The 15,592-nt window shown below is 49.3% G+C and carries 22 protein-coding genes, 1 pseudogene and 1 other annotated feature (1 of these 24 only partly in view); of the genes and pseudogenes, 12 read left to right on the top strand and 11 right to left on the bottom strand.

Features of this window, described 5'->3' with window-relative positions; genetic code table 11:
• Positions 1-45: 45 nt before the first annotated feature.
• From OGW44_RS12180 to OGW44_RS12155, 6 genes are all read right to left on the bottom strand, one after another.
• Positions 46-849, bottom strand: a complete 804-nt coding sequence (locus OGW44_RS12180; protein WP_286454101.1) for an antitermination protein Q — start codon at positions 847-849, stop codon at positions 46-48.
• Complete coding sequence (locus tag OGW44_RS12175) at positions 846-1,706, bottom strand: helix-turn-helix domain-containing protein (RefSeq protein ID WP_286454100.1); 861 nt, start codon at positions 1,704-1,706, stop codon at positions 846-848. The genes OGW44_RS12180 and OGW44_RS12175 overlap by 4 nt, the downstream gene beginning before the upstream one ends.
• The gene (locus tag OGW44_RS12170; RefSeq protein WP_286454099.1) at positions 1,706-2,674 is read right to left on the bottom strand and encodes a toprim domain-containing protein; all 969 of its coding nucleotides are present in this window, start codon (positions 2,672-2,674) and stop codon (positions 1,706-1,708) included. The genes OGW44_RS12175 and OGW44_RS12170 overlap by 1 nt, the downstream gene beginning before the upstream one ends.
• Positions 2,671-4,287, bottom strand: coding sequence for a DEAD/DEAH box helicase (locus OGW44_RS12165; protein ID WP_286454098.1), 1,617 nt, complete (start codon positions 4,285-4,287; stop codon positions 2,671-2,673). Before OGW44_RS12165 ends, OGW44_RS12170 begins: the two co-directional genes overlap by 4 nt.
• A gap of 428 nt (positions 4,288-4,715) precedes the next feature.
• On the bottom strand, positions 4,716-5,012 hold the full coding sequence (locus OGW44_RS12160; RefSeq protein WP_275222586.1) for a hypothetical protein: 297 nt from the start codon (positions 5,010-5,012) through the stop codon (positions 4,716-4,718).
• Positions 4,996-5,202: a Cro/CI family transcriptional regulator gene (locus tag OGW44_RS12155; protein WP_003826270.1), complete on the bottom strand. Its 207-nt coding sequence runs from the start codon at positions 5,200-5,202 to the stop codon at positions 4,996-4,998. The genes OGW44_RS12160 and OGW44_RS12155 overlap by 17 nt, the downstream gene beginning before the upstream one ends.
• A 92-nt stretch (positions 5,203-5,294) precedes the next feature.
• Here OGW44_RS12155 and OGW44_RS12150 point away from each other — a divergent pair, with 92 nt between their 5' ends.
• From OGW44_RS12150 to OGW44_RS12105, 10 genes are all read left to right on the top strand, one after another.
• Positions 5,295-5,996 (top strand): LexA family protein, encoded by a 702-nt coding sequence (locus OGW44_RS12150; RefSeq protein ID WP_003826267.1) that lies wholly within the window; start codon positions 5,295-5,297, stop codon positions 5,994-5,996.
• Between the two features lie 163 nt (positions 5,997-6,159).
• Positions 6,160-6,375: a hypothetical protein gene (locus tag OGW44_RS12145; RefSeq protein ID WP_275222583.1), complete on the top strand. Its 216-nt coding sequence runs from the start codon at positions 6,160-6,162 to the stop codon at positions 6,373-6,375.
• 276 nt (positions 6,376-6,651) lie between these two features.
• Positions 6,652-7,038, top strand: a complete 387-nt coding sequence (locus OGW44_RS12140) for a S24 family peptidase (protein ID WP_286454096.1) — start codon at positions 6,652-6,654, stop codon at positions 7,036-7,038.
• Positions 7,039-7,145: 107 nt separating this feature from the next.
• A complete protein-coding gene (locus OGW44_RS12135; protein ID WP_286454095.1) occupies positions 7,146-7,337 on the top strand; it encodes a hypothetical protein in 192 nt (63 codons plus the stop codon).
• A complete protein-coding gene (locus OGW44_RS12130; protein WP_137382969.1) occupies positions 7,330-7,692 on the top strand; it encodes a hypothetical protein in 363 nt (120 codons plus the stop codon). The genes OGW44_RS12135 and OGW44_RS12130 overlap by 8 nt, the downstream gene beginning before the upstream one ends.
• Complete coding sequence (locus tag OGW44_RS12125) at positions 7,685-7,897, top strand: hypothetical protein (protein ID WP_080859101.1); 213 nt, start codon at positions 7,685-7,687, stop codon at positions 7,895-7,897. Before OGW44_RS12130 ends, OGW44_RS12125 begins: the two co-directional genes overlap by 8 nt.
• Complete coding sequence (locus OGW44_RS25795; protein WP_437124552.1) at positions 7,863-8,090, top strand: ParE family toxin-like protein; 228 nt, start codon at positions 7,863-7,865, stop codon at positions 8,088-8,090. Before OGW44_RS12125 ends, OGW44_RS25795 begins: the two co-directional genes overlap by 35 nt.
• A complete protein-coding gene (locus tag OGW44_RS12115; RefSeq protein WP_109017438.1) occupies positions 8,087-8,311 on the top strand; it encodes a hypothetical protein in 225 nt (74 codons plus the stop codon). The genes OGW44_RS25795 and OGW44_RS12115 overlap by 4 nt, the downstream gene beginning before the upstream one ends.
• A gap of 100 nt (positions 8,312-8,411) precedes the next feature.
• Positions 8,412-8,768, top strand: coding sequence for a hypothetical protein (locus OGW44_RS12110; protein WP_286454094.1), 357 nt, complete (start codon positions 8,412-8,414; stop codon positions 8,766-8,768).
• Positions 8,769-8,922: 154 nt separating this feature from the next.
• Entirely contained in the window at positions 8,923-9,114 is a 192-nt protein-coding gene (locus OGW44_RS12105) for a helix-turn-helix transcriptional regulator (protein WP_061549023.1), read from the top strand.
• Here the strand turns inward: OGW44_RS12105 and OGW44_RS12100 are convergent.
• Positions 9,095-10,276, bottom strand: a complete 1,182-nt coding sequence (locus OGW44_RS12100; RefSeq protein ID WP_286454093.1) for a tyrosine-type recombinase/integrase — start codon at positions 10,274-10,276, stop codon at positions 9,095-9,097. The two genes, OGW44_RS12105 and OGW44_RS12100, sit on opposite strands and share 20 nt — an antisense overlap.
• A 175-nt stretch (positions 10,277-10,451) precedes the next feature.
• Here OGW44_RS12100 and sbcB point away from each other — a divergent pair, with 175 nt between their 5' ends.
• Positions 10,452-11,882 carry an exodeoxyribonuclease I gene (gene sbcB / locus OGW44_RS12095; RefSeq protein WP_286454092.1) on the top strand — a complete coding sequence of 477 codons (1,431 nt, stop codon included), beginning with the start codon at positions 10,452-10,454 and terminating at the stop codon, positions 11,880-11,882.
• Positions 11,883-11,941: 59 nt separating this feature from the next.
• On the opposite strand, the gene plaP is transcribed toward sbcB, so the two are convergent.
• From plaP to OGW44_RS12080, 4 genes and pseudogenes are all read right to left on the bottom strand, one after another.
• Positions 11,942-13,303 (bottom strand): putrescine/proton symporter PlaP, encoded by a 1,362-nt coding sequence (gene plaP, locus OGW44_RS12090; protein WP_016153551.1) that lies wholly within the window; start codon positions 13,301-13,303, stop codon positions 11,942-11,944.
• On the bottom strand, positions 13,293-13,355 hold the full coding sequence (yoeI, locus tag OGW44_RS25650) for a membrane protein YoeI (RefSeq protein WP_185654881.1): 63 nt from the start codon (positions 13,353-13,355) through the stop codon (positions 13,293-13,295). Before yoeI ends, plaP begins: the two co-directional genes overlap by 11 nt.
• Positions 13,356-13,517: 162 nt before the next feature.
• A pseudogene (locus tag OGW44_RS12085) lies at positions 13,518-14,502 on the bottom strand (LysR substrate-binding domain-containing protein).
• A 40-nt stretch (positions 14,503-14,542) separates the two neighbouring features.
• Positions 14,543-15,367 (bottom strand): SDR family oxidoreductase, encoded by an 825-nt coding sequence (locus OGW44_RS12080; RefSeq protein ID WP_016156891.1) that lies wholly within the window; start codon positions 15,365-15,367, stop codon positions 14,543-14,545.
• Positions 15,368-15,541: 174 nt separating this feature from the next.
• Between OGW44_RS12080 and hisL the strand changes: the two genes are divergently transcribed.
• Complete coding sequence (gene hisL, locus OGW44_RS12075) at positions 15,542-15,589, top strand: his operon leader peptide (protein ID WP_100250077.1); 48 nt, start codon at positions 15,542-15,544, stop codon at positions 15,587-15,589.
• Positions 15,565-15,592, top strand: a sequence feature (His leader region); it runs 95 nt beyond the window's last position. Its footprint overlaps the gene before it by 25 nt.

Raw genomic sequence — 15,592 nt, 5'->3', positions numbered from 1 at the left:
TACACGACAAGTTCGGACAAAATCAAGCTTAATGTGGCTAATATGCTAAATTTTGTTCACATCATCACGAAAGCTCGTTGCGTCCTGAAACGCCGAGTCTGCTTTTTGTTCTTCCCTGTGGCAGACATTGACAAGCACCTCCAGAAACGGTTTCCAGTTACGGGTCCATGTTCTGACGTGCAGATCCGGGACTCGCTTCAGTATCGCTTTATAGGCTGCAGTAGACGGCACCCCAGAAAATCCATTTCCGCTGCATCGCTCACAGGTTTTAAACACCGGCGCGCCGCGCTCGCTTGTGGCTTTTCGGTCGAGCACCTCACCTTTGCCGCCGCAACGGCATCGGGCCAGCAGCTCACCTTTACCGTTACATGCCGCGCATGTACGCCTGACCAGTTCGTGCCTGATTTTCGGCGGTACGATTTCCATTCCGTCAGAGTTGAAGACTCCAGGATGTTTGATCACATCCTCATACTGAGAGGTTAATCCGCTGCCGCTGCAGCGGTGACATGTCACGCTGGTTTCCGCTGAACGGGAGTATTCAGCAAAAGCAAATTGTGCGAGCACCAGCATACACCAGCCAAACTCGCCTGCAGCTGCTTTACGTACATTCCTGGGCGCCGACTCCATCGCATGACGCGCCAGCGCCTGAACTGCGAGCTGCTCATCGCTTTTGCTGATCCCGGTCTTACCAAAGAAGGCAGCCAGACCAAACCGCGCGCGGCTGCTGGTGGTACCAATGGCCGCCATAACATCGGTGCCGGTGATACGATCCGGAGAGGTTCCTTTCACGTCGTCTCTGATATGCATTCCCTGAGGGCTGAAGTGTTTTAGCGATGCCTCAAGCTTCATTGTTCGCACTCCCCAACCAGATTAAGAATGACCGCAGCGCCGTTGTCTTCCATGTATTCGTCCTTTCCACTTGCCAGAAACCAGTTGCAAACCTCTACAGCTTCAGCACGTGTCACAGGTTTGATGGTCGCCAGCAATTTTTCCAGGTATCGCTCACGGTCGTACACAGATTCATGGTGCTCGGAATAACCAAATTCATAACCGAGTTCCTGACCTGAAGTGTGGCGAACGCTGTAGAGCCAGTCCCAGTAAACAAACTCACGAACAACATCTGACAGTGTATGAGGCTCTGGCAGAACGTCACGATAGCCATCAACATATGCGCGACGCTGATCATCAATTTCATTCATACGGCTGCCGTCAATACTTCCGTTTCTCTTTTCGGCTACTGTCCATCCCCACTGGTAATCATCAGTAAATTTTGGGGAAGACCTGATCACTCGCTCGGCCTCTACGTCCTCCATCGCTGCCTCATAGCTGCCGAACGTAGCGCGCACATCAGCAGCTTTCTTGATGTTCTTACGCGCATTTTCAATAGCCCGGGCCGGGTTATCCATGCCGATGGTACCGAAAGCTACCTGGAAAGGATCGCCGCCATTCGCCAGAAGATAACGGGAATACCGTTCCTCGGCCTCTTTTGGAGAGATTTTAATTTTCTCCAGCGCGGCTTCTGCTGCGTCCAGATGTGCCGGTTCATTCAGGCGGATAACCTCCAGTACCCACAGATAGGCATCAGTCTGTTTATGCCCGGTGATTCTCCGTTGCTCAGGTAGAGGTTTGATGTTTGCCAGGGCTGAGCTGTGCGCTGCCGTCGGGATGGTGAATAGTGCTTTATGTTCGTTGTTATCTGTACGCATTACGCAGCCGCCTTTTTCTTGTGGAAAACCAGCTCACGAACCTGATCGCCGTTCATGAGCATATTGTTGAAATCATCGTGATCGGGCCAGTACACGCTCACTCGCTGTAGGTCATTCTTTGCCAGCAGATTGGCATGAGCGCATTCATAGGCCGCAGCCAACCCGGTAGCGCTGTTCTCGTCACGGTCAGCAAAAATAATGAGGTGCTTAACGCCAGCCGGAACGCGGAATTTCTTCATGAAGTTGGCCGTCATGGTTGCCCAGGTGTTTACGTTATAAATCTGGTGCGCAGACAGAGCCGTTTCGATGCCTTCGGCGATACCAAGTGTGCTGGCCACCGGGAACATCCTGATCGCCACTGAACGGGCGTGATCAAGATAGTTATCTTCCTGCAGGGATTTTTGTCGCTTTGCACTGGTGCCGATATCTGCCTTTTTTGCGCCATCGAGTAATGTCTGGTGCAGATAGCACAGTTCTCCTTTATCGTCGGTGGCGAGGGAATAAAGCGACTGATACACCCTCCCTGCATGGCGCTGCTTGTCGTTGAAGCGAATCGCTTCAGGAGGCAGACTGAAAATACCGCGCGCATTGAGATACGCAGCACCAGAAGTGCCACGCAACGACTGCAGCTTCGCGAACTTATTCAGAACCTTTGTACGCAGGCTGGTAGCACTGCTGCTGACCGGGATTTTTACACGCTGAAAATCATTACCGATCAGGTGGTCTATTTCCCTGCAAACCTCATTAAATGGCTTCCCCTGTGTCAGTGTGACAAGCTTCATACCGTCACCGCTGCCGCAGGTACAAATCCACGTCCCCCGACCGTCGCGGTCGTCAATACGTAGCTTGCCGCGCGCTCCACATACCGGACATTCGCCTTTAAAGTGGTTTTTACCGGTGATCGGCGGAAGGCCGAAGTGCTCAAAGATGGTAGGCCAATGCCCAATTGCTGCTTCTGCCGTCTTCATGCTCGTTTTCCTAACTGCTGTTTGATATCGCTAATCACTTTCTGTGCTTGCCGAATGGAGGATGGCGCAGGTGCACCAGATGCCGCCTGCATACGTTTGGCCTTCTCCTGACCTTTCGCATAAGCGATCAATTTGTGCCGGATGAAATTCGAAACAGTCGGTGTGATCTCCATCGGGAAATCACTTAGCCCGTTAGGCCACTCGTCGAAACGTTCGCGAAAAGTGTTAGCGCACCAGCCATCACTAACGGGCTTTTTCCCCTGCGATACGCGCTGGCGCTGATAGAATTTGATCTGGCTCCACCAGGCCTGTTTCTCTGCCTTTGTGGGCAGATGCTGGTTTTTACCCAACTTTTTGAGTTTGCGGCCGGTGTCAGTATCGACGTCCTCACCGCCCAGCGGCTTATGTCCACATTTCGGGCATACGTACACACCAGCGGGTTTCATGTAGTGGCATTGAGAACATTCATGGGGGAGTTTTTCAGCCCGTTCCTCAGCTGCGCGGCGTGCGCTTTCCTCCATGCCGTCAGACTTACCGGGAAGATCGTCGTACTCGATAGAATCCGGATAACCGAGGCGGTGCACGGTGCCACTGTGATCGAAGATGAGGCAGGATTCTTTACCCGGTGCAGTGCGCAGGCCACGCCCGAGCGCCTGCAGCCAGCGAATTTCGCTTTTTGTTGGTCTGGCGTAGATGATGCAGCGAACGTCACTATCGAAGCCGGCCACCAGAACGCCGACACTAACGATGATTTTAGTTGCACCAGTTTCAAAGCGGTGAATGATGGTCTGACGCTCATCCACTGGAGTGTCGGCGGTCATGACCTCAGCGTTAACACCCGCCTGGTTAAACTGGATTGTCAGGAAATTGGCGTGGGCTACGTTGACGCAGAAAGCGATGGTAGGCAGATCCCGGCCATTCTCCAGCCAGTTCTGTACAATGTCGCCCACCAGCGTAGAGCCACACATAATTTCAGCCAGCTGCGTTTCGTTGTAATCGTTGCCGTATTCAAGCGAAGACTTGGTTTTTACGCCTTTCAGATCCGGCTTTGTTGGTGCGTAAAATTCGTATTTACTCAGATCGCCACGCTGGATTAACTCGCCAATGGTGGTCGGCTTAATCAGTCGGTCATAGTATTTGCCCAGGAACGGAGAGAACGGCGTACCCGACAGGCCAATCACCTTTACGCCTTTGCCGCGCAGCCGCTCGATATCCTTCAGGATGCGTTTTTTACGCAGGTGTGCTTCGTCGATAATCAGCAGATCAATATTTTCAGGAAAAACACGACGAATAAGCGTGTCGGCGCTGGCAATCTGAATTTTACGGGCTGGATCGTAGTTCGGGTGATCCGCCCAGATATAACCGATTTCATCCCCTGGTAACCCGTACTCCACAAAGCGATTGGCTGTCTGACCAATCAGGATGGTGTACGGTGCACAAAACAGAACACGCATACCACGGCTGACGAACCCGGCAACGATGAAAGCGGCCAAACCCGTTTTACCGCTACCGGTTGGCGAGTACACCATGAAGGTGTCGTTTGCCTTCCAGTCACGGCGCAACATGTTTAGCGCTCGTTCCTGTGCAAAATTCGGCGTGATCGTCAGCTCCATTGTGCTACTCCCGTGCTGATGAGATAATAATTCTGTGATGTGGTTTTCATGGATTCCCCCTCACATGGCTGGTGGCCTCCCCAAAGGCTGCCAGCCTCCCTTCTGATTCAGCTCCTCTGAAAAATCACTCTTCCAGGAAGAACCCTTTTCGTTTCTCAGCGCCTGAGCGCTTTGTACTACCTTGCTGATACAGGCGTTTTTTTAAATTGCGCCCTTAAGACAGTGATCTACTTAACCAATGGATCTCTCCTGTTGGAAAAGACCCTATTCCTACCCCTGCACCCAATCCCCCCTTACCCCCCTTTCCCTCTTCCCCATAAAAACGTACTACTTCCCTAGTACATATGAGGAGTTGGGTCAGTTGGTTGCCAACCTGAACAGGCACCTTTAAGCCTGCTTCTGTTCGGGTACCTTTAAACCCGAAACAATCAGGAGCGCTGTCGCGTTCCAGCCAGGGGAGGTTCGGCGGTATACCCCTGTAAAGCTCTGCCCTGATTTCTCACAAACAGGCGAAGCCTTGTGTTTGCTTCATGCCTTGCCCGGTTCTCCTTGCGGTAGGAAACAGGTTCAGCCTCAAACGTCTCCTGGTACACAGCTGCATAACGCTGGATAGCTTTTTGTCGTGCAGTTGGTGTCAGGCTAAGTAACTGTTGTTTAATCCACTCAGCATCCGCTTGGCTGAAATCGGAAGGTAAGATGCTGAGTAACTCAGGCTCTGGTTTCATCGCTTCGCCGCTTAGATGGGAATGCTTTATTTTCAAAAGCTGAAACAGCCCCTTCTTCAGAAATCACAACAAAGATTTCCCGACCGGCTCTTAATGCTTTGCTTATGGCAATTTGCGTTACTCCGAGCGCTGCGCCAGCTCTTACCTGGCCGTGCTCTTTCACGTATTCCTTAAGAGTAATCTGGTTCATACGTCCTCTACGATTAAATACTACTAAAAGTATTAAAATGAAGGGTACTATAGGTAGGAGACATAATCAAACTTTTGGTATTAAATCAGGCCATGGAAAAGAAAAGCAGATTGACCACAGAGCAGCTTCAAGACGCAATACGCTTAAAAGCTTTGTATGACTCGAAGAAAAAGGAGTTGGGGATCACGCAGGCTGATATAGCTGACGAACTGGACATCTCTCAAGGTGCAGTCGGTCACTACCTGAACGGGAGAAACCCACTGAATCTTCCAGTTGCAGCTAAGTTTGCGAAACTGCTTCACGAGCCGATTTCGAGTTTCAGCCCTGCGCTTGCAAAAGAGGCTGAGCTTTTATCTCAGGTATCAAACATTACTTATCATGGCCCATCCAAACCAAGAGGCACCTATCCGCTAATTAGTTGGGTAAGCGCAGGAGCATGGTGTGAGGCTATTGAGCCATATACTCTCAAAGAGATTGATGAGTGGTACGATTCCGACGCTCACATTGAAGGACAAGGATTCTGGTTAAAAGTACAGGGTGATTCAATGACCTCTCCTGTAGGAATGAGCATTCCTGAAGGTATGTATGTCTTAGTCGATACAGGCAAAGAGCCAACAAATGGAAGCCTAGTTGTCGCCAAACTTACCGACGCAAACGAAGCAACCTTTAAAAAGTTGGTAATCGACGCAGGCAAGACTTACCTCAAGCCATTGAATCCTCAATACCCTCTTACTCCTATCAATGGCAACTGCCGGATCATAGGGGTCGTCGTTCAAGCTATGATGTGGCTGTAATTTAGCTACTAACAGTACAAAGCCTGTCTATCCTGACAGGCTTTTTTTATATCCTTACATTTCAATAAGTAAGCATTATCTCGCCACAAAACTATACTTTTAGTATTGCAGATATTAAAACATCTAGTATTATTCATTTAACGGCAAATAACGGAGCCACGAAATGAGTATAGAAACGCTTATATCAAAAAACGGTAAGATCCATCAATTAGCCATGGATATTGACCGCGTAATTAACGCACTTGAATATGCTGAATCCGATCCTGAGGTTGCTTACAAGCCTGCATCAGTTATTAAAATTTGCATAAATCAACTTAAAAAAAATCTCTCCACGTTAAACAATGAGATTGGTCAAGATTGGCCGGAGAATAAACAATGAATGATAAAACCGTCACTTTGAATAAGGAAGAAACAAGCAGAACAATTCTAAGCTGGTCACATGATGTGCGGTGCTGCGAATGTTCGTTATGGCTTCTCTTGGAACAAATGACGAGCGCTAAAGAAGAACGAGAGCACGCTCTAATTACTTTGGTAGTCCAGACATTGAATAATTTAAACAAGAGCATTGCTGACTTCGACACTTATAAACTTTAAATAAAAAATAAATTTACAAACACTTATTTGAGTGGGTGCAAACTCACCTTGAGGAAATGAAATGCAAACTTCACTTTCTTTTAACAAGCCAATTAAAGCACCTCAAATGTTATTTGGCTCTGACAACATTAATGATTTTGGAAACAGAGTTAAGAGCTGCAGGATGGAAGGTGATTCAATGCAGCCGACTATCGAACCCTGTGAGGTAGTGGCTTTTGTTGATTGTGGAGGCCGCGTACTTACACCTGGTATATATGTTTTTACGGGCGATGTTTTCGGCCGTAGCTGCCTGTTCATTAAGCGAATAGAGCCATTGCCGAACGGCGCATTAAAGATTATTTCTGACAATCTCCATTACCAAACTTTCACGCTTAATGCTGGTGATCAAAAAGACATGCGTATCCACGGAAGGCTTGTCGCTTCTTTGGCTGTGAGGCACTTCATATGACTTTCATTATAGATAAATCGGCATATAGAACAGCATGCCTTTATGCGTCCTGCGGTTACGAGGTAATCGCGCGGCTTTACCTAAAAAAAGCATATGGGAGATAGAAAATGTGGAACCCAAAAACGGCAGGAATAGATGAAATTCTTTTAGAGGCGGAGAACCTTAACACCATTCTGGAAATAGTAATAAGCAATAATGAGTTAAACACAACTCAAAAGAATTCTTTACTAGGTATGGCTCTTAATGCTTCGGCGAATTTATTGTATTGGTGTGAAGCGGAGGAAAAGCGACGTGGATAACTTAATCAATACGTATCGCCACAGAATTCTTAAATCTGCGTTATTACGCCATCAGCGAAAAACAGGAAGCACCTGCATCATCATTAATATGCCTAAGGGTGGAATTAACACTATCGAATTAACAGAGATACTAATTGACGGCCTGTTGAGGCGATTCGAAAAAATGATCCTCAGTGAGTACGGAAATATTGAAGGTGTAAAAGCCATCCGAGGAATTTACAGCAACGCCGTAGATGTGAATGGCAGCGGTGAATTCCTGACAGAAAGCGGAAAGGCATTAATCGACGAGCTCATTTCTGAGCTGGTTGAGTTTGCCAAGAAAAAATCAGTCACAGCGGAGACAAGCCATGAGTGATCAGACACCAATTATCACGCACGAACCAGTAAATATCGTGCTGACGATCGAGAACGGAAAGGTTATCCACGCGCGCCCAGTTCAGAACGGCGAGGTTACAGCATCACTAGAGACATTTTTATGGATGGCAGAACAAGCCGGTTACACGGTAACCCCACCAGCAGGAGGCAATGACAATGACCCTGACAGCGATACGAATTCCTGAGTGGGTACACCTGCAGGCGGTCCATGTACTCCGCCAGTTCAGAGCCAGGCGGATTCATCCCTGCCGTATGCACGGCTCCGGGAACCTAAGCCTGCGGGTTAATCGCCGCTGGCGGCTGCTGTCCCGAGACGGCGGCCAGAACTGGGAAGTGATGAGCCATGAACGATACAGCAAACGGAAGGACAGAAAATGAAAATCCAATACCAGGACTATGGCGCCGTAGCGAACATCGTTATCACCAGTACGGTGTTTGAGTTCCGTAAACATAACCGGGTTGTCGATGCCACGCTGCTCTGCACACCAGGTATCATTGCAACCCGTAGTGGGATGTTCTTCATGAAGACGGCTTTATCAGGTAAATCTCGCGACATGCTACGTGCATATAAAACTGTTCAGCGGGAGGCTTCACGATGAAGTCATTCCTCCTATCTATGCTATTTGGCCTGTTATTGGTGGCCGCTATTTTCGGGGCGTTGATTGAGTACAAATTTATGACGAATTTCGGAGGTTAACAGTGGAAAAATCGCATATCAATACTGAAAACATGAACACAATTCACGACTGCCTGTCCCAGCTCGTGATAGCTGAAGAGACTCAGATCAGCATTGAAGATCAGTTGGCTAAGTCAAATAGCAGCAGTGAGTGGAGTGTTTGGCGTAAAAAGGCAGAGAACGCTTTACGGGTTGTAAAAGCAAAGCGTCGCATCATTACGGCTCGCCTTGCTGTTCTCCGCCAGATTGAAAAAGAGAACAACATGCAACTCCACCAGCAACATAACGATTACCTGGTTGCTGAGTTGAAAAAGATTGTTACCCCATCCTCTTTTGAATGCTGTGTTCGTCGGGCTACTGAAAAGCTGGGGGGGGGTTAATTGAATAAGGCATTTGAAATATGGGTGCGCCAACGGTACGGGAACCGTTACGACCTTACTCGAGACATTGAAGGGTTTTACTGTCGGGAAGTAACGAGAAGAATGTTTGATGTGTGGTGCCACTGTCGTGGCCTGAGCGTGGTGTGAGGTGGGTATGAGTGATATTGAAATGATAGACGAAAAAGAAGTGATGAAGATGATCCGGGTTTCGTCTCGTATGACCATCTGGAAATACACCAAGCATCATAATTTTCCGAAACCGATCCGCACCCACCCCAAACAGTACTTACAATCTGAGGTGGAAGCGTGGATTTTAAACGGCGGAATTAACCCGAAATCTTCCTGATATGCCAGAATATCTTTTCAGCATACAGCTCATAGGCGGCTTTCTGTTCAGCAATCCATTCATGCTTGTTATAAACAGAAAGTACGCCGCCCAGTTCATGTCCCAGCATTTTTTCAATTACGTGCGGGGCTACCCCTTCCTCTGATAATCTGGTCGCCAGGGTCCTTCTGAAATCATGTGCGGTAAACTCCCCTATCCCCAGTGACGCCTCAATCCTTCTAAGAAATCGATTTGCGCCGGAAATAGTCATAGATTTTTTTAAATCTGGCCCCGGAAAAAGAATATCCCCGTACGTCATTTCTGCTTTTTTCAGTAAACCATCTGCAGCGTCAAAAATTGGACGCCGGATGATCCTGTTCGTTTTACTTTTCTCTGCCGGTACCGTCCATACACCTTCATCACGATCAAACTCCCCCTTTACAGCCAGGCGAAGTTCACTGTTCCTAGCACCGTAGAGCATCAGTAACTGATGAAATAATCTGTTTGATGTTGATGCCCTGCTTCGTTCTATAGCCAACCATATCTTAGCCAACTGGTTATAACTGAGAGTCACTTCACCGACCGAAGATTTGACGCCAACATCCTTTGGTTGCAGCAACATCAATTCGGTTGTACTTATAAATTGTCGCCGCGTACACCAGCCAATCGCAGATCTAAGTTGTACCAGCAACTGACGAGCACGGCGAGGGTTTATTCTTTCTTCTTCAGTGAAACGCTCAACCCATAAACGAACCGGAATTTCTTCAATGGGCATGCCAGCAAAGGCATTACTCATGTGCTTTATAACAGTAGACTTATAGAGAGCTTTTGTTTTTTCCCTCAGCGCCGTATCAACATAGTTTTCTTCCCAGTAATCCAGACAGTCTTTTGCCGTTGGTTTTTTCTTTGACTTATTGATACCGGCCATTAATCGCGGATCGATACCTTTGTCGACTGACTCTCTTAAATCTGCGACCATGTTACGTGCATCACGTAGAGTAATTGCTGGATACCGCCCCAAGCCAAGACGGTGCTGCTTTCCATCCCATCGAAAACGAAACTGGAAGCTAATCACCCCCCTTGGTGTGATGCGGATGCCCAGGCCATCAGAATCAGTAATTTCAGATGGACCAGAATATGGTTTACCATAGATAGAACGTAGCTTAGTGTCGCTGATAGCCATTTTAGTATTTTGTACTCAATGATTTTGATGTTTATGTACTTACTATGTACTCAATATCGCATGTACCAATCTTAACAACAATATCTATTCGTGTACAAAAACAGACAATCAACGATAAATTCAAAGCATAAAACCAATTATTTCATATACATATTACATCAGGCGTGTACATCAGGTGACAGTTAAAAACGACAACATACAGAGCACATTCCTCTTTCACGATTACGAGACCTTTGGTACCCATCCGGCGCTGGACAGACCCGCGCAATTTGCGGCTATCCGCACAGATAGCGATTTCAACATCATCGGTGAACCTGAAGTCTTTTATTGCAAACCCGCAGACGACTATCTGCCGCAGCCTGAGGCGGTGCTGATAACCGGTATCACACCGCAGGAAGCGCGTGAAAAAGGAGAAAATGAAGCCGCCTTTGCTGCGCGCATCCACGCCCTGTTCACCGTGCCGAAAACCTGTATCCTGGGCTATAACAACGTGCGCTTCGATGATGAAGTGACGCGCAACATCCTGTATCGCAATTTCTACGATCCCTATGCCTGGAGCTGGCAGAACGATAATTCACGCTGGGATCTGCTGGATGTGATGCGCGCCTGTTATGCCCTGCGTCCCGAAGGAATTATCTGGCCGGAAAACGACGACGGCTTACCCAGCTTTCGCCTGGAGCATTTGACCAAAGCCAACGGTATTGAACATGCCAATGCCCACGATGCGATGGCCGATGTATACGCCACAATTGCCATGGCGCAATTAGTGAAGTCGCGCCAGCCGCGCCTGTTTGATTATCTCTACAGCCATCGCAATAAGCACAAGCTGGCCGCACTGATTGATGTCCCGCAAATGAAGCCGCTGGTCCATGTTTCGGGGATGTTCGGCGCATGGCGCGGCAACACCAGTTGGGTGGCGCCATTAGCCTGGCATCCTGAGAATCGCAACGCGGTGATTATGGTCGACTTAGCCGGTGATATTTCACCGCTGCTGGAACTGGACAGCGACGCGCTGCGTGAGCGGCTCTACACTGCTAAAGCTGATCTGGGAGATAACCCAGCCGTGCCGGTTAAACTGGTGCACATCAACAAATGCCCGGTACTGGCACAGGCGAATACCTTGCGCCCGGAAGATGCCGATCGCCTTGGCATTAACCGCCAGCATTGTCTGGATAATCTCAAAATACTGCGCGAAAACCCGCAGGTTCGCGACAAAGTGGTGGCCATCTTCGCCGATGCGGAACCCTTTACGCCATCAGATAACGTAGACGCACAGTTGTACAATGGTTTTTTCAGCGATGCTGACCGTGCCGCAATGAAAATCGTCCTGGAAACTGAGCCGCGCAATTTACCGGCGCTGGATATCTCCTTTGTCGATAAGCGCATTGAAAAGCTGCTGTTTAACTACCGCGCACGTAACTTTCCCGGAACGCTGGATGAAGCCGAACAGCAGCGCTGGCTGGACCATCGTCGTCAAATATTCACGCCGGAGTTTTTGCAAAATTACGCCAATGAATTGCAGATGCTGAGCCAGCAATATGCAGATAACAAAGAGAAACTGATGCTACTGAAGTCACTCTGGCACTATGCGCAAGAGATTGTATAACTCCCACGTATAAAAAAACCGGAGAACATGTCTCCGGTTTTTTTATCTAAATACAGCTATTACGCGATATCTTCGTCGTACTGTGGCACCGGGTTACGGAAGCTTTTGGTCACGCAAGCCAGGTAAATCAGACCAATAGCGGCCCAGATGAGACCCAGAACCATTGAGCTCTCTTCCAGGTTCACCCACAGCGCACCAACGGTCAGCGCACCGCACATTGGCAGGAACAGATACTGGAAGTGGTCTTTCAGCGTCTTGTTACGCTTCTCACGGATCCAGAACTGGGAGATCACCGACAGGTTAACGAAGGTAAACGCCACCAGCGCACCGAAGTTAATCAGCGCCGTCGCCATCACCAGGTCGAAGTTAATTGCCAGCAGAGCAATCGCACCAACCAGAATGATGTTCATGGACGGAGTACGCCATTTCGGGTGGACATAACCGAAGAAACTTTTCGGGAACACACCGTCACGCCCCATTACATACATCAGACGCGCTACGCCTGCATGCGCCGCCATACCTGACGCCAGTACGGTAATGGTAGAGAAAATCAGCGCGCCGACCTGGAAGAACTTACCAGCGACATACAGCATGATTTCCGGCTGCGAAGCGTCCGGATCCTTGAAGCGTGAGATATCCGGGAAGTACAGCTGCAACAGATAGGTGGAGACGATAAAGATCAGGCCACCAATCAGCGCGGTCAGGAAAATCGCCCGCGGGATCACACGTTCAGCGTCTTTGGTTTCTTCAGACAGGTTGCTGATACCGTCAAAACCGGTGAACGAGAAGCACAGAATAGTCGCTCCCGTGATCATCGGGATCACATGCGCATCACCTGACCAGAACGGACGGCTGCTCGCTAGCGTACCGGCACCTTCCCCTTCGAACACGCCATAAACGACCATGCCGAGGATCACTGCAATCAGCACCACCTGCAACAACACGATGACGGTGTTGAAATTCGCAACAGATTTCAGGCTGCGCAGGTTAAAGGCGGTCATAAAGGCCACCAGCGCCACCACGAATATCCATGACGGTATCGACGGCACCAGAGCTTCAAAATAAATTTTCGCCAACAGAATGTTGATCATCGGTGCGAACAGGTAGTCCAGCAGTGATGACCAACCCACCATAAAGCCAACGGTCGGGCTAATGGATTTCTGGGCGTAAGTGTAGGCAGAGCCTGCAGACGGATAGCGACGCACCAGTTTACCGTAGCTCAGTGCGGTAAAGAGGATGGCGATCAGTGCAAAGGCGTAAGCTGTCGGGACGTGACCATCGGTCATTCCTGATACGATACCGAATGTATCGAACAGCGTCATCGGCTGCATATAGGCAAGGCCCATCATGACAACCGGAACCAGCGTAAGCGTTTTACGTAATTCCACGCGAGAGGTGTTTGGAGTAGCGTTATGCGACATGGATATCCCCCATTACGGCGAAAACCGTCGCGTAAGCAAAAAATTGCCCCATTTTTTGTTAATCCTCAGCGACAACAACTGTCGATTTTTAAGTAAGTATCTATCCGGTACGAAGCCCGGCCTCTTTTATGAATGATTGGTTTGATGCAAAAAAATAACCGACGCGTATTAAAACGTCGGTTAATGTCATTTTTTGCAAGCGGCGTATTTTGCACTAATTTGGAGAGAAATAACAAGAGATTGAAGCTACTACAAAAGAATATTTTTTCTTAACTGATTGATTTATCAGCAGCCGTTTTAACGTACACCCCCGCAATAGCACTATTTGCTAAAATCTCATCCCGCCACCAGGCACTGGCCAACCCGGCAGTCTGTTCATTCCAACCTATCCACACGGGTTCAAAGATAATTTGTGCGACCACCTTTTTCTCAATCAGAGCGCCGCTCTCCAGAAATCGCTGCGCCAGATAGCGCGGAATATAGCCGCATCCCAGACCACTGATTTGCAGTTCCAGCTTGGTTTTGAAGTCAAAAACGGTGATGGCTTCCTGATCGTCGAGCACCTGAGAGCCCGAGACGTTGGCATGCTGTGCATTGTCGCCCACCACAATCGCGCGAAAACGCCGAATAGTGCGACGATTCAACGGCTCCTGTTCCTGCGCCAGCGGATGATGCGACGCAACCACAAACACCTGCTCCAGAACCCCTAGCTGCGCAAAGCCAAATTCGCTCGCGGCAGGCGGCTCATGTGTGGCGCCGACAATAATATCCGCCCGCCCCTGAGTGAGGGCATCCCAGGAGCCGCCCAGCACGCCATTGATAAATTTCAGGCGCGTCACACTGTGGTGTTGATAGAAAGATTCGATGAGTGGGGCCAGCAGCGAAAAGGGAAACGTATCATCTACGCCAATAACCAGTTCATTCTCCCAGCCTTCGTGAAGTTTAATCGCCTGCTTTTCGAGTTCGCGGACGGTGTGCAACACCTCCCGCCCCTTTTCCAGCAGCATCTGCCCGGTACGGGTAAACTTAGCCCGATGTCCGCTGCGATCGAGTAGCTGAATATTAAGATCGCTTTCCAGCTTATGGACGGTGTAGCTAAGCGCAGACGGCGTCTTAAACAATTTTGCCGACGCCGCTGCGAAACTGCCCTCTTTTTCCAACGCATCGAGGATGATAAGAACGTCCAGCAGTGGTTTCATACTCGCCCCCTGGCGGTATCAGCGGCACTCTGCTGGTCTGTCACTCCATCGGCATCACCAGCGGGTCAGGATACTGGTACTCAAACCCAAGCTCGTTACAAATACGGTTGCCATCAATGACTTTACCTTTACCGTTATCCTCATTGCCACGAAATTCCGGCGGCTCCATCCCCAACTGGCGGGCCATCTGTGGATAGAACACATTGCGCGCCGGATGCATAGGCGCACATATATTATAGATGTGTCCCCCTTTTGGCGCTTGCAGCAGCAAAGAGATGGCGGAAACCACATCATCCAGATGCACCAGATTGACGCCATGGTGTCCATCTGGCGCCGTCTTGCCAGCGAAAAAACGACCGGGATGTCTTCCCGGGCCGACAAGTCCGGCCAGGCGCAAAATATCCACCGAAGTGCCGGGTAAATTGTGCAACCAGTCTTCAAGTTCTTTCAAAACGCGACCACTTGCCGTGACCGGGTTACGCGGAGTCCCTTCTTTCACGATGCCTTGTGCATCGCCATAGACCGACGTCGAACTGGTAAAAATAATCCGCGGGATACGGTACGCCAGCGCACTGTCGACCAGCTCCTGCATAGCCTGCAGGTAAAATGTCTCCCCCGGACCGCTACGGCGCGCAGGTAGCGTAATAACCAGCGCGTCGGCGTCCATCAGTGCGTCGAGATCGTCTGTCTCACAGACCAGTTCAGGCTCCAGGCGCAGCGAGTAGCTCTCTATACCACTCATGCGGGCCGCTTCCACCCCATCCAATGTGGTTTTGCTGCCGGTAACCTGCCAGCCTCTCGCCGCCAGCGACATAGCTAACGGCATGCCTAACCAACCTAAACCGACAATTGCGACCTTTTTCATGCCTTCTCTCCTGACTTTTGGCCTATAACGCAAGGCTACGCTAGCCCACAGTGGCTGACAATTCATAGTATCAATATGAAATGAATTAATGATCAAAAAAAGCCCTTGCTTTCCGTAGCTAAAGTGGTTTAGGTTAAAAGACATCAAATGAATAAACATTCATCGAGAAAATTTATGACACGCGCTCAATTCAAACACCATCATCACCATCATCCTGACTAGTCT

The sequence above is a fragment of the Citrobacter sp. Cb023 genome (genome assembly GCF_030336805.1).
GTDB lineage: Bacteria > Pseudomonadota > Gammaproteobacteria > Enterobacterales > Enterobacteriaceae > Citrobacter > Citrobacter braakii.
The sequence above is the reverse complement of the archived record's forward strand: the minus strand, read 5'-3'. Positions and strand labels throughout refer to the sequence as shown.

Coding starts and splice junctions, on each gene's coding strand:
- OGW44_RS12105 (WP_061549023.1), top strand. CDS start 8,923: ATGAGTGATATTGAAATGATAGACGAAAAAGAAGTGATGAAGATGATC.
- OGW44_RS25795 (WP_437124552.1), top strand. CDS start 7,863: ATGACAATGACCCTGACAGCGATACGAATTCCTGAGTGGGTACACCTG.
- OGW44_RS12175 (WP_286454100.1), bottom strand. CDS start 1,706: ATGCGTACAGATAACAACGAACATAAAGCACTATTCACCATCCCGACG.
- OGW44_RS12170 (WP_286454099.1), bottom strand. CDS start 2,674: ATGAAGACGGCAGAAGCAGCAATTGGGCATTGGCCTACCATCTTTGAG.
- OGW44_RS12140 (WP_286454096.1), top strand. CDS start 6,652: ATGCAAACTTCACTTTCTTTTAACAAGCCAATTAAAGCACCTCAAATG.
- OGW44_RS12165 (WP_286454098.1), bottom strand. CDS start 4,287: ATGGAGCTGACGATCACGCCGAATTTTGCACAGGAACGAGCGCTAAAC.
- OGW44_RS12080 (WP_016156891.1), bottom strand. CDS start 15,367: ATGAAAAAGGTCGCAATTGTCGGTTTAGGTTGGTTAGGCATGCCGTTA.
- plaP (WP_016153551.1), bottom strand. CDS start 13,303: ATGTCGCATAACGCTACTCCAAACACCTCTCGCGTGGAATTACGTAAA.
- OGW44_RS12180 (WP_286454101.1), bottom strand. CDS start 849: ATGAAGCTTGAGGCATCGCTAAAACACTTCAGCCCTCAGGGAATGCAT.
- OGW44_RS12135 (WP_286454095.1), top strand. CDS start 7,146: ATGTGGAACCCAAAAACGGCAGGAATAGATGAAATTCTTTTAGAGGCG.
- OGW44_RS12115 (WP_109017438.1), top strand. CDS start 8,087: ATGAAAATCCAATACCAGGACTATGGCGCCGTAGCGAACATCGTTATC.
- OGW44_RS12155 (WP_003826270.1), bottom strand. CDS start 5,202: ATGAACCAGATTACTCTTAAGGAATACGTGAAAGAGCACGGCCAGGTA.
- OGW44_RS12150 (WP_003826267.1), top strand. CDS start 5,295: ATGGAAAAGAAAAGCAGATTGACCACAGAGCAGCTTCAAGACGCAATA.
- OGW44_RS12100 (WP_286454093.1), bottom strand. CDS start 10,276: ATGGCTATCAGCGACACTAAGCTACGTTCTATCTATGGTAAACCATAT.
- OGW44_RS12160 (WP_275222586.1), bottom strand. CDS start 5,012: ATGAAACCAGAGCCTGAGTTACTCAGCATCTTACCTTCCGATTTCAGC.
- OGW44_RS12145 (WP_275222583.1), top strand. CDS start 6,160: ATGAGTATAGAAACGCTTATATCAAAAAACGGTAAGATCCATCAATTA.
- OGW44_RS12125 (WP_080859101.1), top strand. CDS start 7,685: ATGAGTGATCAGACACCAATTATCACGCACGAACCAGTAAATATCGTG.